General features: G+C 48.5%; 12 protein-coding genes. 1 reads left to right on the top strand and 11 read right to left on the bottom strand.

Annotation, left to right across the window (positions count from 1 at the left end):
• Positions 1-86: 86 nt before the first annotated feature.
• The 6 genes from E1757_RS33945 to E1757_RS33920 form a co-directional block, all read right to left on the bottom strand.
• Positions 87-1,820: a glycoside hydrolase family protein gene (locus E1757_RS33945; protein ID WP_133236649.1), complete on the bottom strand. Its 1,734-nt coding sequence runs from the start codon at positions 1,818-1,820 to the stop codon at positions 87-89.
• A gap of 46 nt (positions 1,821-1,866) precedes the next feature.
• Entirely contained in the window at positions 1,867-2,661 is a 795-nt protein-coding gene (locus E1757_RS33940; RefSeq protein ID WP_133236647.1) for a response regulator transcription factor, read from the bottom strand.
• Positions 2,662-2,842: 181 nt separating this feature from the next.
• On the bottom strand, positions 2,843-3,664 hold the full coding sequence (locus tag E1757_RS33935; RefSeq protein ID WP_246079710.1) for a carbohydrate ABC transporter permease: 822 nt from the start codon (positions 3,662-3,664) through the stop codon (positions 2,843-2,845).
• A complete protein-coding gene (locus E1757_RS33930) occupies positions 3,664-4,536 on the bottom strand; it encodes a carbohydrate ABC transporter permease (protein ID WP_133236643.1) in 873 nt (290 codons plus the stop codon). Before E1757_RS33930 ends, E1757_RS33935 begins: the two co-directional genes overlap by 1 nt.
• 20 nt (positions 4,537-4,556) lie before the next feature.
• Positions 4,557-5,918, bottom strand: a complete 1,362-nt coding sequence (locus E1757_RS33925; protein ID WP_165972414.1) for an ABC transporter substrate-binding protein — start codon at positions 5,916-5,918, stop codon at positions 4,557-4,559.
• 138 nt (positions 5,919-6,056) lie between these two features.
• On the bottom strand, positions 6,057-7,877 hold the full coding sequence (locus tag E1757_RS33920) for a sensor histidine kinase (RefSeq protein WP_165972413.1): 1,821 nt from the start codon (positions 7,875-7,877) through the stop codon (positions 6,057-6,059).
• 558 nt (positions 7,878-8,435) lie between these two features.
• Between E1757_RS33920 and E1757_RS33915 the strand changes: the two genes are divergently transcribed.
• Positions 8,436-9,302, top strand: coding sequence for a hypothetical protein (locus tag E1757_RS33915; RefSeq protein WP_133236637.1), 867 nt, complete (start codon positions 8,436-8,438; stop codon positions 9,300-9,302).
• Positions 9,303-9,403: 101 nt separating this feature from the next.
• Here E1757_RS33915 and E1757_RS33910 read toward each other — a convergent pair whose 3' ends face one another.
• The 5 genes from E1757_RS33910 to E1757_RS33890 form a co-directional block, all read right to left on the bottom strand.
• The gene (locus tag E1757_RS33910) at positions 9,404-10,009 is read right to left on the bottom strand and encodes a class I SAM-dependent methyltransferase (RefSeq protein ID WP_246079708.1); all 606 of its coding nucleotides are present in this window, start codon (positions 10,007-10,009) and stop codon (positions 9,404-9,406) included.
• A gap of 351 nt (positions 10,010-10,360) precedes the next feature.
• Positions 10,361-10,819, bottom strand: coding sequence for a VOC family protein (locus E1757_RS33905; protein ID WP_133236633.1), 459 nt, complete (start codon positions 10,817-10,819; stop codon positions 10,361-10,363).
• Positions 10,820-10,919: 100 nt separating this feature from the next.
• A complete protein-coding gene (locus E1757_RS33900) occupies positions 10,920-11,375 on the bottom strand; it encodes a MarR family winged helix-turn-helix transcriptional regulator (RefSeq protein WP_133236631.1) in 456 nt (151 codons plus the stop codon).
• 291 nt (positions 11,376-11,666) lie between these two features.
• Entirely contained in the window at positions 11,667-12,950 is a 1,284-nt protein-coding gene (locus E1757_RS33895; RefSeq protein WP_133236629.1) for an RNA polymerase sigma factor, read from the bottom strand.
• On the bottom strand, positions 12,950-13,363 hold the full coding sequence (locus tag E1757_RS33890) for a YciI family protein (protein ID WP_133236627.1): 414 nt from the start codon (positions 13,361-13,363) through the stop codon (positions 12,950-12,952). Before E1757_RS33890 ends, E1757_RS33895 begins: the two co-directional genes overlap by 1 nt.
• Positions 13,364-13,665 lie beyond the last annotated feature (302 nt).

Here is a 13,665-nt window from a genome sequence, read left to right as displayed (position 1 = left end):
TTCATGTGAAGCGGCTCAACAGCAAATAAGTTTCAACCTTATTAAAGGCTTGTGAGGGACTTATCGTCAGCTCATTTTCCCCCCCCTTACCAATACAGCTCCCGCTCCAGCCTGCGGTAATCGCCCTCCCGCATCGGAGCTTGATCAAACACCTTGCGGTTGTTGTAGAACGGGTGATGCACCCCTTCGGGTGAGAGGTGTATAACGTCATCGCCGCGCCATTTGGCAATAAACTCCTGGCCCACTGCCTTTTCTACCGTCTGCCGATGGCTGAGCGGGAAGGTTACCGTAATCCGTTCCCCTTCGCCCGCCTCTCCCAGCACAAGGAACCGCTGCTTCACCCACATGCTCGGCTCTTTGCCGGACTGATAGCGTACATCATCCCCGATCTCCCTCCGGACCTCTACCTTGGCGTAACCCGCCCAATCGGGGATGCGTACAAGCAGCCGCTTCAACGGCCGGCGAACCTCAAGCACCACCTTGCCTTCATGCGGCAGGTAGCTGTGTACATCCAACCATTGCGATCCGCGGCTGAGCAGGAAATTGACGGACACAGTGCCGTTTTGCTCCGTTACGGTGTTGCTCCATCCCATAAACAACCCCCGGGTGCCGGAGCCGATGCAGCAGGTTTGCAAATCGCTTGTATGTCCGCGGCCGTTCGCCACATCGCAGCAAAAGTCGTTTGGAGCCGAATACCCGGCAAAAGCGCCGCGGGTTCGCTCCGCTACATGAAAATACGACTTTAATCCGGTGTCATCGCACGATGTATCGTCAAGATCCTCCACCCAGCTTAAATCGAGCAGCTGCGATTCCGTAAGATGATTGCGCAAAAACCGCTCCACCGTTGACCAATATTCGGTGTAACCGCAGCGCGCCAACGTAATGCCTGTGGCGATCAGATCGACCAGCGAGCACGTTTCGTGCTCGTAAGCCTGCTCATGCATATCGCCCGGCGTCCAGCCGAAGGAGGTGCACCAGGTTAACGCCCAATCGTAGCTTTTTTTCACAAAATGGATCAGCGACGCATCGTGCGTATGGTAGCCGAATCTCGCGAGCGCGTCCAACGTCCCGATCCGCGTATGGAAGTGGCCGCTGCGGTACGCGAGCGAATCATTAAAGCTGCCGTCCGGGTTAAACACCCCGCTGCGATGCACAATCATCGCCGAAAAAAACTCGCACAGCTCCAGCGCGTCGCCGTTGCCGGTCACTTCGTAATACTTAAGCAGCGGCATGACAAGCCGTCCGCAGAAGGCCGCCGGGTCCGGGGCCAGGCGCAGCTGAACGGCGTTGGCCGATGGCCAGCCGCCCTCTTTATATTCCGAGTTCGAATAATACCAAACATCCCTTTCTTTGACGGCAATGCGCTTTAGCGCAGCCACATGCTTGTCGGCCGCCTCCTTCACCTTCCGGTCTCCGGTCGCCATATACCATGACGTTAACGCTAAAATAACCGCTCGTTGGTCGATCATATTGGCGTTTGGCTCCCACTTTGTTTTCGGATTTTTTTGCCTGTAGCTTAATCCGTCCTCCTTGAAAAAGCTCAGCAAATTTTGCCGATACCTCTCCTCCACCTCCAATCCGTCCGTTACGCCCGTCATATGTCTGGCCAGCACCAGCGCGTCGACCAGCCGTCCGTGGCTTGAGCCGTAATCCCAATCGCCGTGCCGCATATAGGCGGGTTTCTCCATCAGGTTGGCGCTAAAAAAAGGAATGCCGCCATGATCGTCATCGGCAATGCGAATAATGACATTCAGCACATGTCTCGCTCTATCCTCCAATAACAACGTATCCGGAATAAGCTTCGGGTTGAACCGTTCCATTCATCAGACTCTCCTTTATATGTATATTGTTTTCCGGTTATTCCTTTCAGCCGGTCCGGTGCTTATATTCGCTCGGCGTCATGCCGACCGCTTTTTTAAACACTTGGCTAAAATGCCTGTAATCCTCATAGCCGACGAGCGAGGAAATTTCAAAATATTTGTAATTCGTCCGCTCCAGCAGCTCCTTCGCTTTTTCAATGCGGCATTCGGTCATCAGATCTCTGAAATTTTTACCGGTTTCTTTTTTAAACAACCGGCTTAAATAGTCGGCGTTAACGTGGTATTTTTTGGCAAAATCGCTTAAGCTGAGCGGCCGGTCGTATTGGTTCATCATGTCCATCACAATGTTTTCTACGATGTTCGATTGCCGGGAACCGGCTTTACAGCTCGCTGCGGCACCGTTATCCCCCGTTCCCGTCTCAGCCGCATCCGGGGCCTTCCCTTCCTTCCCATCCATGCCGTTTCTGTGGTTCAGCTCATCGACGACCCGTTCAAGCGCCTGCATAAGCTCGGGTTTCTTAACCGGCTTGAGCACATAATCGAAAGCTCCGTGTTGAATGGCCTCCCTGGTATATTCGAAATCGGAATAACCGCTTATGACGATACTAAGCACGTCCGGAAACCGCTCCTTCATAAGCCGCAGCAGCTCTCTCCCGTCCATACCGGGCATGCGCATGTCGAGCAGCAAAATATCGGGGCTGTTTTTTAAAATAAGTCCGTAGGCATCTTCCCCGTCGGCCGCTTCGCCGATAAGCCGCAGACCGTGCAGCTCCCAGTCGATCGCTTTAATAATCCCTTTTCTCACCCAAATTTCATCGTCGGCTATAATGACGTTTGGCATCCAATCTCCTCCTGTCGCACGGTCTTAATTAGCAGCCTTCCAGGAATCTGTCCAACGAAAGCGACCGGGTAAATACTTACTCATCACCAGTTCCTTCCAGACGAGCCCTGAAGCCATCCCCTTGCCTTCCAGTCATTTCGATGGATAAGTATTCACCAAAAATTATCCACCGGACAAACTGCTATCCTTTTAACGAGCCTGCCGTCAGGCCTTCGATAATAAACCTTTGAAGCAGCAAATAAATGACAAGCACCGGAGCGATCACCATCATCATAAACGCGAAAACCAATCCCCAGTTCGTATTGTATTGCGTCACAAAGCTGTAGATGGACAAGATGATCGTCCACTTCGTGCTGTCCGTAATTAAATAAAAGGGACCGAAAAAATCGTTCCAAACGGACATCATAACGACAATGGTGACGGTTACAAGCACGGATACAAGCAAAGGCAGCACAATTGCCGTATACATTCGGAAAAAACCGCAGCCGTCCAAAACGGCCGATTCGTCCAGCTCCCGGGGCACCGACTTCATAAATCCGGTCAATAAAAACACGGAAAAAGGCAGCAAGACGGACGTGTAATAAAGCACAATGCCCAGATACGTGTTATGAATGTGCAAATCCATCATCAGCTTGATCGTAGGGATGATAGAAGCCGGAACGATCAGCCCCATAATAAATAAATAGTAGACCGCGCGCAGCAGCTTGTCGTTGCGCCTCTGAATGACGAAAGCGGCCATCGAAGCGCACAAATTAACGGACATAACAACCAACGCCGAAATTAGGAAGCTGTTAAAAAAACCTCTGGCAATATGCGCGGATTGGAATACCTCGCTATAATTGGCGAATACCCACTCCGTCGGCAGCGACAAGGAGAACAACGCGGCTTCGCGAACCCCTTTTACCGAGTTGATGCAAATCATCACAAACGGAATGACTACGAGCGCAGCCAGCATACAAGCCAGCGCTTCAAGACCGAAACGCCCGGCGCGGCGTGAAACCATCACATCTCCAGCTCCCTTCTGCGCAAGCCGACCAGAACCGGAATGCCAACAGCTGTAATAACCAGAAACAACACGACGTTAACCGCGGTTCCATACCCGTAAATCCCCGAGCTGAAAGCGCCTAATATATAAGTATTAAACACCTGCGTCGCATATCCCGGACCTCCCCGGGTTAACACCATAACCAGCTCAAACACCTTCATCGAACCGATCATCGACAACAGCAAATTAACCGTAAACGATGGAGCCAGCAGCGGGAACGTAATGTGGACAAACCGCTGGCGGAAGCTCGCTCCGTCAATTTGCGCCGATTCCGTCAAATCCTTAGGGATGATTTGCAGCCCGGCCAGATAGATCACCATGGCAAATCCGGACAGCCGCCAAATATCCGTAACAATAACGGAAAACAACGCATATTTCGGATCGTTAAGCCAATCTTGCGCCAACACTCCAAGTCCAACCAGCCGTAGAAAGGCGTTAACCAAGCCGTTGTCCGGATGATAAAGCGCTGTAAAAATATACCCTGTAATGATCGGCGCGATCACGTAAGGCAGGAAAAAGACGGTCCGCAGCACGTTTTGCATCCGCAGCTTGGCGTTTAACAGCAAAGCTAAGCCAAGTCCGCATACGTTTTGAAAAATCGTAACAAAAAATGAGAAAATGATCGTATTTTTAAAAGCTTCCACCATCTCGTCATCGGCCAACATCGCTTTATAGTTATCAAGCCCGATGAACGCCACTTCTTTCACATGGATGTTCCAGTCGGTAAAGCTGTAATAAATCCCCATCAGCTTAGGCGACACGGACAGCAGCAAATAAATCAACAAAGCGGGAAGCACAAAATAATAAGGATACTTTAACGTTTTGGCCATGATGGATTCCCCTTACATGATTAGAAGCCCGGAAGCTTCTTATTGGCGCCGTCTTTGCGGTATTTTTCATCAATTTGCTTGATCGCTTCGTCGATGTTTCCGTTAATAAACATGTTTTGCAAAATTTTATCGTAATCGACCATGGAAGCGGTTAAACGGTTTTTAATATTAACCTGCGCTTTGCCCGCTTGCGTATATTTCACAACGTCCTCCTGCGCCGGGTACAGCTGAGCTGTCGCTTCCTTATAAACCGGTACGCCGGGGTTAGCCTTGTACCAAATATCAAGCGCTTCCTTCGTCGTCATAAACTTGATCAGCTCGACGGCGGCTTTTGCTTTTTTGCCGTTTTTGGAAACGAGGAACTGGTTGGGCGGAGTGATCGTTGCCTGACCTTTATCCGTATCGGACGGCATCGGGAAAAATCCGACCTTGGTGCGGACGAAATCTTCGCCGAACTTTTTGGCCAATGCGGGCAGCATCCCTTCCAGCTGGAGCACCATCGCGACAGAGCCGTTGCCAAACAAGTTTTGCTGCTCATCGTAAGTGCCGGCCAGCAGACTGTTCTGGAAATACCCTTTCGTTTTCAGCTCATGTTGTCGTTGAAGGACTTCCTTAAGCTGCGGAATATCGGCAAGCTTCAGCTCGTTGCGTTCGATTTTGTCCACACCCTCCTTGCCGATGACCGGATCGATAAAGGTAGACCAGCCTGCCAACGAAAATACTTGAACCGGCCATGCGTCCTTGACGCCTTCGTAGATGGGAGTAATACCGGCCGCTTTCGCTTTGTCGAGGATGGCGAGCAAATCCTTGTAATTGTTCGGGACTTCAACGCTAAGCTTTTTAAACACATCCTTGTTGTAGTAAAAGCCCATGCCGCCGGAGGAGCCCCAAGGAATTCCGTAAACTTTGCCGTTTAACGTCTGGAACTGCTTGATGCTGTCGGTCATGCGGTTAAGAAAATCTTCGTTGGTGAAATCGTACAGCTCCTCGTCCGCCCGAAACTTCACGTATTGTTTGGTACCCGGGTCCATCTGAAACAAATCGGGATAATCCTTGGTTGCAAAACGTGTAAGCAGCAGCCGTCCGTAATCCTCACCGCTCGGCAGCGCCTGGATTTCAACCTTATTTCCCGTCTTTTCCTCGTATTTCTTAAAAATATCAACGTACGGCTGCGTGGTTGTCGTGTTGGGCACAACAAAGGTTAACGTAATCGGATCCGCCTTCTTGGGCGCTTCCGCTTTAGACGCCTCATTGGCGGGCGCCGGACTCCCCCCTGCGGCCGTTTGCCCGCCTCCCGCAGCCGGTGCGGAGCTGCCGCACGCCGCCAAGGACAAAGCCAATATACCGCTTATGCCTGCTCCTATGATTTTATTCCCTCTCAATTGATCCCGCCCCCTGCCAGAAATGAGTTACACTTACGAGTATAATAGTAAGCGTTTTCATCTTGAATAGGTGATTATGACCTCTTTTGTTTGCTGATCTGACTTTTTTGATTCTTCGGTAAATCTTGAAAGTCTGACTTATGTCCGCGGCAGCTTCATGCGAATTTCCGTGCCTTGGCCAGGGATACTATCCATATTCATTTCATAAGCCGCGCCAAACTTCAATACAAGCCGGGCATGCACATTGATCAGCCCGATTCCCATCGACGGAAACCTTTGCACCGTTTCCGGGTCGCGCTCTATCGCCTGCAACGCAGCGCGTATGGCGTCGAGCCGTTCAGCCGGCATGCCGATGCCGTCGTCTTGAATGACAAAGCGGATGGAATCGCCTTCCTCCCAGCCTTGAATGAGCAGATTTCCTCTGCCCTTCTTTTTCTCCAGCCCGTGGTAAATTGCATTTTCCACCAAAGGCTGGAGCGTCAGCTTCGGGATATGCAAGCCGTGCAGCCGGTCGCCGATCTGCTGCTCGGCGCTTATTTTCGTACCGAACCGCAGCAGCTGAATGTTCAAATAATCTTGAATGTGCGCAAGCTCCTGCTCCACGGTCACCATTTCGCTGCTTGTCGTGCTGTAGCGGAACATATCGGCCAGTGACGTTGTCATCAGCACAATTTCCTCCGCCTCGTAATAATCGGCCATCGAGCGGATGCTATCGAGCGTATTGTACAAAAAATGCGGATTGATCTGGGAATACAACATCGAAAGCTCGGCTTCCCTAAGCTTAATCTGATAGACGTATTTGGTCGTAATCAAATGTTGGATTTCATCGACCATCGCGTTGAAATTAAACGCGATTTTGCCGATTTCGTCATCGCGGTTTACTTGCGCTCGGATCGCCATGTTCCCTTGACGGATCGCGCTGACCGCTTTGTATAATGCCAAAATCGGTTTCGTTAAATACGATGAAAACAAAACGGATAAGGCGGCTGTTACGATCAAGGCCGTCAAGGCAATAATCCACGTCGATTGTTTAATTTTTATAGACGCTTCGAAAATTTCCTTCTCCGGTGTGATTAGTACGATCGACCAATCCGATACCGTAGAACGGATTCCGGTTATAAGCGAACGCTGCCCGGCAGGATCGGCGCTCCATAAGCTTGCCGCCTCCGCCGTCCATTCCGGCATGTCCGCCTGCCACGGCTGCCCCGGCGTTTCGCTGCCGGTTGAATAAAGTACGTTGCTTTGCCCGTCCAGCAGCAGCACCTTGGTCGCGCTCCCGAGATTGGACAAATGGCTCATATCGCGTATCGAATCGAACTTATATTCCGCGCGGATAATGCTGTACATGTTGCGGTTGCTGGACAAATCGCGGACCATGATCGACGCACCGTACACATACCTGTCTTCGCCCCGCAGCTTGTCCCGGTAAGCACCGCTGAAATACACCGTACCGCCTTGCTGTACGGTACGTTTAGGCCAATCCTCCGTCTCATACAAACGTTTCAACGCCTCAGGGTCTAAACCGGCGGTTTGATAAATGAGCTCGCCGTTGCTTAAAAAAATATAAAAGCCCGCCAAATCCCGCTGCGGCGGCACGTAAAAATTTTTCGAGAAAAAATCGCGCATCGCTTGGTGGAATTGGAGCTTCTTGACGCTGTCAAGCTCTTCATAATGGTTGATATTATCGATAAACTCCGTATTGTAATACGGGGAGAGCAGCCTGTTTTTCGCCTGTTCCTGCTGGAAGTCGAGATTTCGTTGAATTTGCGCCGCCGATTGCTTGCTGACGGTTTCGACTTTATCCTTTTGCGATTCGTGGGCATAATAGTAGGAAATAATGCCAAGCATAACGATGCTCGGGATCGTAAGTAGTATAAAGGTGAAAAACATTTTGCCGCGAATCGTTTTTGGCCTGATTGCAAACAGTTGTGCTGCCGGTTTTCGATAGGACGCTTTCACTTGTCTCAACCCCGTCTCTCTACATTGAAGTTCCCGGTGGCTGCCCGAACGCAGACGGCTTATTGCTTTAACGGTTGCTGCTCCTGAACGTGCTTCGCCGCGCCTTTCCTTAAACAAACATCGAATCTTACAGTTAGTTCCATTATATTCGACATTCCGCATATCGGAAACGGAGAAAAGCTGTTCTAATAGCCACCAGGAGAGTGGGGAATCCGACTTCATGAGCGGAGCGGCATTCATACTTGTATTCACATCCAATCTTCCTTTCTGTAAAATGGTCTGCATTATATCATGGACCATTATTCGGGTTACAGACTATAGTCCCGGATTCAATATTCTCACCTTACTATTGTAACTTTTGATGAAAAAACAGTGCTGATGACACGGTCGAAATTTGTCGATAATAGTAGATAGGAACTATAGTAGCCCGTCTATACTTGCAATATAATGGAATCAATCTTCCGGAAGAGGAATTCGTCTAACAGCTAAAGGAGCGCTAAAAAGAATATGGCTTGGGCCAAAAACAACTATTGGGGTCGCAGAGGATGGCCAGGGATCGTGATTATTACATTGGTCCTGTTATTGGGTACTTTTATTACAGCGTGGTCCGCATTAGCCGCGCCGCTGCCGTCCGGAAAACCGAAAGCCACCTGGTTGTGGGATACTTCGCTAATAACCACAACCACCGGACGCAACCAAATTATTCAGTTTGCTAAAAATCAGCAAATCTCCCGCATCTATCTTCAGGTCAACCCGGATTTAGCAAAGAGCGCCTACCGCAACATGATCAAGACCGCCGCCGGAAATAACATTGAAGTGTACGCGCTTGACGGTGCTCCCAAGTGGGCGCTCCCCGAGAATCGCGGACAGATCGCAAGCCTGATCAGCTGGGTAAAGACGTATAACGCTTCCGTCGTCACGAACGAACGATTCGCCGGCATTCAGCTCGACGTCGAGCCTTATTTGCTTCCGGAATGGTCAAGCGACCAGAGCGGCACGGCGCAAAAATGGCTTGATTCACTGACGTATTTTCATGACGAAACGAAAAAAGCTCCCGCCTTATCGACCTCCGCAGCGCTGCCGTTCTGGCTCGACAGCGTACCGCTCAGCAGCGGAGTCGCATTAGGGGAAGATCTGATCGCCAAGTTGGACGAGGTTGCCCTCATGTCGTATCGGGATGAAGGAAACGCGATAGCGGACCTCGTCAAGGAGGAACTGGCCTGGGGCGACAAGTATGGCAAGAAGGTATGGCTCAGCCTCGAAACGAATCCTGTTCCGGATACGCCGTACATCACGTTCTATGAAAAGGGAAGAGCGGAAATGGACAAGCAAATGGCTCGAGTCGACGAGCTGGTGAAAGCTCACCCTTCTTATGCAGGCATCGCCGTGCACGATTACACAGGCTGGCGCGACCTGAAAAACTAAAGCGACAGAGGCCTTAGTACCCTTAAGCAGCATCCAGGCCGCAGACGACTGCGCTGCGGCCTCGGATGCTCTTCGGCGTTGCACAACCGATGCGGTAAGCATTATTGTTTCTGTAAAGTAAGTGATTGAAAATATGGTTGCCCATCTTTTAATGGAATTGTGTTAAAGCTTATTTCTTTAAAATGTTTTCCTGCAACCGCTCTTATTGAATTATCAGAATATGATGCAAAAAAACGTTTAGGATCGCACCAATCATTATCCCATATCCCCTCTGAATCTTTTCCACCATACAATCCCATATAGAAGAGAGCATTCGGTTTCATTATTCGTTTGATTCCTAAGAGTACGTCATCTATTTCGCTTTTAGGCACATGTAATAGACAATTTAGGGCATATACTGCATCGAATGTACTGTCGGCGAAATCTAAATTGTAAAAGTCCATGACATATGCTTGAAGCCCTCTCTCCTTGCAATAGAGTACCATCTCAGTAGACAAATCAATACTTGTTACTTCAATACCATTTTCCTTGAAATAAAGACTATCAATGCCTGTACCAGCACCAATTTCAAGTAAATTTTTTTTATCCGATGAGAGTAACTTGTTCAGAAAATTTCCTCTCTCAATAACTTTCCATTCAGCGGGTTTAGCATTTACCCTTCTATGAGAGTCAATATCATATGATTTAGCAAGATTAATTTTATTCAAAATTTACACCTCCATTAAAATGTTTTCAAAAAACTTCCTGTACTGATTTTGGTGAGAAATGTACTGTTCCATCATTCGGATAACCAAAGTTTTCAAGGTCTCTTAATTGACTGATTCGACATTCAATCGTTGTACGGAGGTATTAATTTTCGTTTTTTCCTTATCTCTTAAAATAAGATTGCCCCCCTCTTTATTTTCTTATTGTACCATATAAAAGGAACATATGTTCTAAAATTTCGCCTTAAGGATAAGACATTATTCGCCATGGCTCCTGAAGAAAATATGAGGTACACCATACCTCCAAAGCGGTAAAAACTGTTTTGATGAAAAATGAAGTTGAAGACCAACCCCTCAATTAGTAATCTCTTTTGGCCACGCCACCTCCAATTGAATTCCGTTGTTATCCGTGAAAATAAAATTACGTATTCTACCCTGATCGTAAATGTCCGTCATGACAATACCATTGCTCATTAGCTTTGCTCTCAAAGTAAGCCCTTTCTCTTCAGACTGAACCGCAAATGCGATGTGCTGAAGGGCGCCCGGCAAAAAATTATATAAGTCCACTGCCGCCGGATTCTCGGCCAAACGCTTCAACTCTTCGTCGCTCCGAAAGATTTGAGCGTCCGGATTCTCGAAAAAATGAATGCCCCATGTATCTACGTAGCCGGGCCTAATAAAACAATGTCTGCCTCGCTGCTTAAACGCCGGATAAACAGTCCCAACCTGCATCTCTAGCACATTCTGATAAAAACGTATTGTTTCATCCAAATTCCGCGTTACCAAAGCTACATGATGAAATCCCTGCCACACTGGATACGAGGGCTCCCGTTCCTACTGTTCATTGTTCATGAAACTCACGCCCTTTGAATATAGTTATAATTCTAACTAATACCATAAAAAAATTTAAGGTTTACTCCTTCTCAAACAAGTTAATCAATTTGTTGAGAAGCTTTTTGAACATTTCAAATTCTTCAGCAGAGAAACCCTCTTTTACCCTGTCCTCAACGAGGTGTGTAAGCTGCTGGGTCTCCATTGCTATCTTCTTGCCTTCCTCCGTCAAGTAGATTTGCTTGTACCGTGCGTCGTCGGGATGGTTTTTACGTATAATCAACTTTCTCTTTTCCAATCCGTTCATAAGACTGGTTACACTTGGGCGTTCGATCATGAGAATTAGCTCTAATTCCGATGAAGTGATTCCTGGAAAGTGATTAAGAATCCCTAGTGCGCTCCATTGGGTATGTGTAAGTCCGATCGGTTTTAGTTGCTCTTCGACTTCACGACGTAATGTAATGTAGGCTACTTTAACCGTTCGTCCGATGGGTCCCTTATTCCACTCCCAGTTTGAGGTGTTTGGATGACTATTCATGTTTACTCCTCTGATATTGATTAGAATTCTAACTAATTGTAAAACACTAGCTTCTTGATTTCAAGAATGAATGTAGGCAAATTGCTGCATCAAATGCCCGTAATCCCTCTTTATTGCCTGGTACCAGTGCCTCCCAAGGCACTCCGTCCGTAACTTCATTTGTGAACTGGCTGTTCGCCAATACACAACGAGGCGCGTAAGCAAGTGCCGCGATCTACAACGTGATCGAGACGGCGAAGGAGAATGGGTTGTCACTACCCTGACTTGCCGCGTCTTTTCTTGATAGAAACATTAGATTTTTCGCCCGAAATCTTTCAGCGGAGAAACGTTTACGCAATCGGTTGCCCGCTTTAGAAGCAAGGCACGCTCTTGTTCATTCTGTGTAAGCGTTGCTGCACGCTTGAACTCAGCGCATGCTTCCTCATTTCTCTCCAACTTAGCAAGCAAGTCGCCACGAACCGCTGGCAATAAGTGATACTGTTTCAAGGATGGTTCGACTTCCAATGCGTCCACAATCTCCAGCCCAGCGGCCGGTCCATAAGCCATAGAAATAGCAACAGCGCGGTTCAATTCCACGACGGGAGATGGTGCCACCTGGGCAAGGGCATCGTAAAGTGCGGAAATTTCTTGCCAATCCGTTTCCGATGCAGTTCGTGCCTTGGCGTGACAAGCAGCTATAGATGCTTGCAGTGAGTACGGACCATAGGCACCGCCGATTTGCTCGATCCGCTTAAGCGCCGAAAAGCCGCGGTGAATCAAAAGATAATCCCAAAGCGCCCGATCCTGATCCTGAAGCAATATCGGCTCTCCCGATGGACCAATGCGCGCTTTGAAACGTGATGCCTGGATTTCCATGAGTGCAATCAGGCCATGTACTTCCGGTTCCCCAGGGAGAATTTCCGCCAGAATCCGGCCAAGACGAATGGCTTCATTGCACAGCTTTGGACGAATCCAGTTCTCACCGCCGGTTGCAACATATCCTTCATTAAACATGAGATAGATCACATCCAGAACTGATGACATCCGGCGTGAAAGCTCAAGCCCACGGGGAACTTCAAAAGGTACCTTTGAAGCAGAAAGTGTACGCTTTGCTCTGACGATTCGTTGTGCAATGGTTGATTCCGACACAAGAAAAGCTTGCGCAATTTCATCTGTCTTTAATCCGCATAACAGTTTAAGCGTTAGAGCGACTCGAGCTTCCCTGGAAAGCACCGGATGACAAGTGGTGAAGATGAGACGCAGGAGATCGTCATTGATCTCCTCGTCAATTGAATCATAGTCCATTTTCATTTTGAATTCCATGTTGCGGCCGATTTCCTCATATTTTTGATCACGTAATTTGTTTCGACGCAGAAGATCAATCGCCCGACGTTTGGCAACAGTCATGAGCCATGCTCCCGGTTTTTCCGGTATGCCTGACTCCGGCCATTTTTCAAGCGCAATGACTAACGCCTCTTGCGCCAAATCCTCTGCAATACTGACATCTTGAACAATTCGAGCAACACCGGCTATGATTTTGGCCGATTCGACGATCCAGATTCCTTCAATGGTACGATTGTTTCCGTAGGTTGTCACTATATTTTTCTTTTCTCTGATTTCTCGCGTAATTCAGCTTCTTTTGCATACATTTCCGGATCCTCAATTACTTGACGCAATTCAATCTGACCTTCCCCCTGTCCCATCGGGTCCGGCATCCGCATGGCCCACTCGATGGCTTCTTCCCTCGACTTCACATCAATCAGAATGAACCCGGCAATCAATTCTTTAGATTCCGTAAATGGGCCATCCGTAACCACCGGCTTTTCCCCTGGTATCGGAAACGAAAGGCGAATCCCATTTGAACTTGGATGAAGTCCTTTAGCCGCAACCCGCACGCCTGCCTTAACTAATTCCTCATTGTACTTCGACATGGCTTCTCTGAGCTCTAAGCTCGGGAGATTTCCGGCTTCCGAATTATTCGTGACTTGGACAATCAGCATAAATAGCATCCATCTTCCTCCTCGTATAGTATTTCTTGAAGGTTGTTGTTGGGCTAATTTCCAGTACCCTAGGGTACTGGCGGCCGCCTTCAAAATTTCCAATTTGATCTTTGAAAAATAAATGAAAATCTTAAATTGGGACTGGACTTTTCGTGATGCTTCCAGACAATGAATCTTAGGGTCATTCGGGGAAATTCTTTTTCCTCCTGTAGTTCAACTACTTCATAAGTCTGTTTCCCTGGCACTCGTGCGGCACTTCTTACCCGCTGGCTGTTCCCTCCGGCAACCCATGCCCGAAGATAGCAGCTTCG

Origin of the sequence: Paenibacillus piri, assembly GCF_004354045.1 — a bacterium.
Taxonomy (GTDB): domain Bacteria; phylum Bacillota; class Bacilli; order Paenibacillales; family NBRC-103111; genus Paenibacillus_S; species Paenibacillus_S piri.
This window is presented reverse-complemented; position numbering and strand designations above follow the sequence as displayed.

Excerpts from the sequence above, each read along its gene's own strand:
- E1757_RS33945 (WP_133236649.1), bottom strand. The coding sequence starts at position 1,820 with ATGGAACGGTTCAACCCGAAGCTTATTCCGGATACGTTGTTATTGGAG.
- E1757_RS33940 (WP_133236647.1), bottom strand. The coding sequence starts at position 2,661 with ATGCCAAACGTCATTATAGCCGACGATGAAATTTGGGTGAGAAAAGGG.
- E1757_RS33935 (WP_246079710.1), bottom strand. The coding sequence starts at position 3,664 with ATGGTTTCACGCCGCGCCGGGCGTTTCGGTCTTGAAGCGCTGGCTTGT.
- E1757_RS33930 (WP_133236643.1), bottom strand. The coding sequence starts at position 4,536 with ATGGCCAAAACGTTAAAGTATCCTTATTATTTTGTGCTTCCCGCTTTG.
- E1757_RS33900 (WP_133236631.1), bottom strand. The coding sequence starts at position 11,375 with ATGAATAGTCATCCAAACACCTCAAACTGGGAGTGGAATAAGGGACCC.
- E1757_RS33890 (WP_133236627.1), bottom strand. The coding sequence starts at position 13,363 with ATGCTATTTATGCTGATTGTCCAAGTCACGAATAATTCGGAAGCCGGA.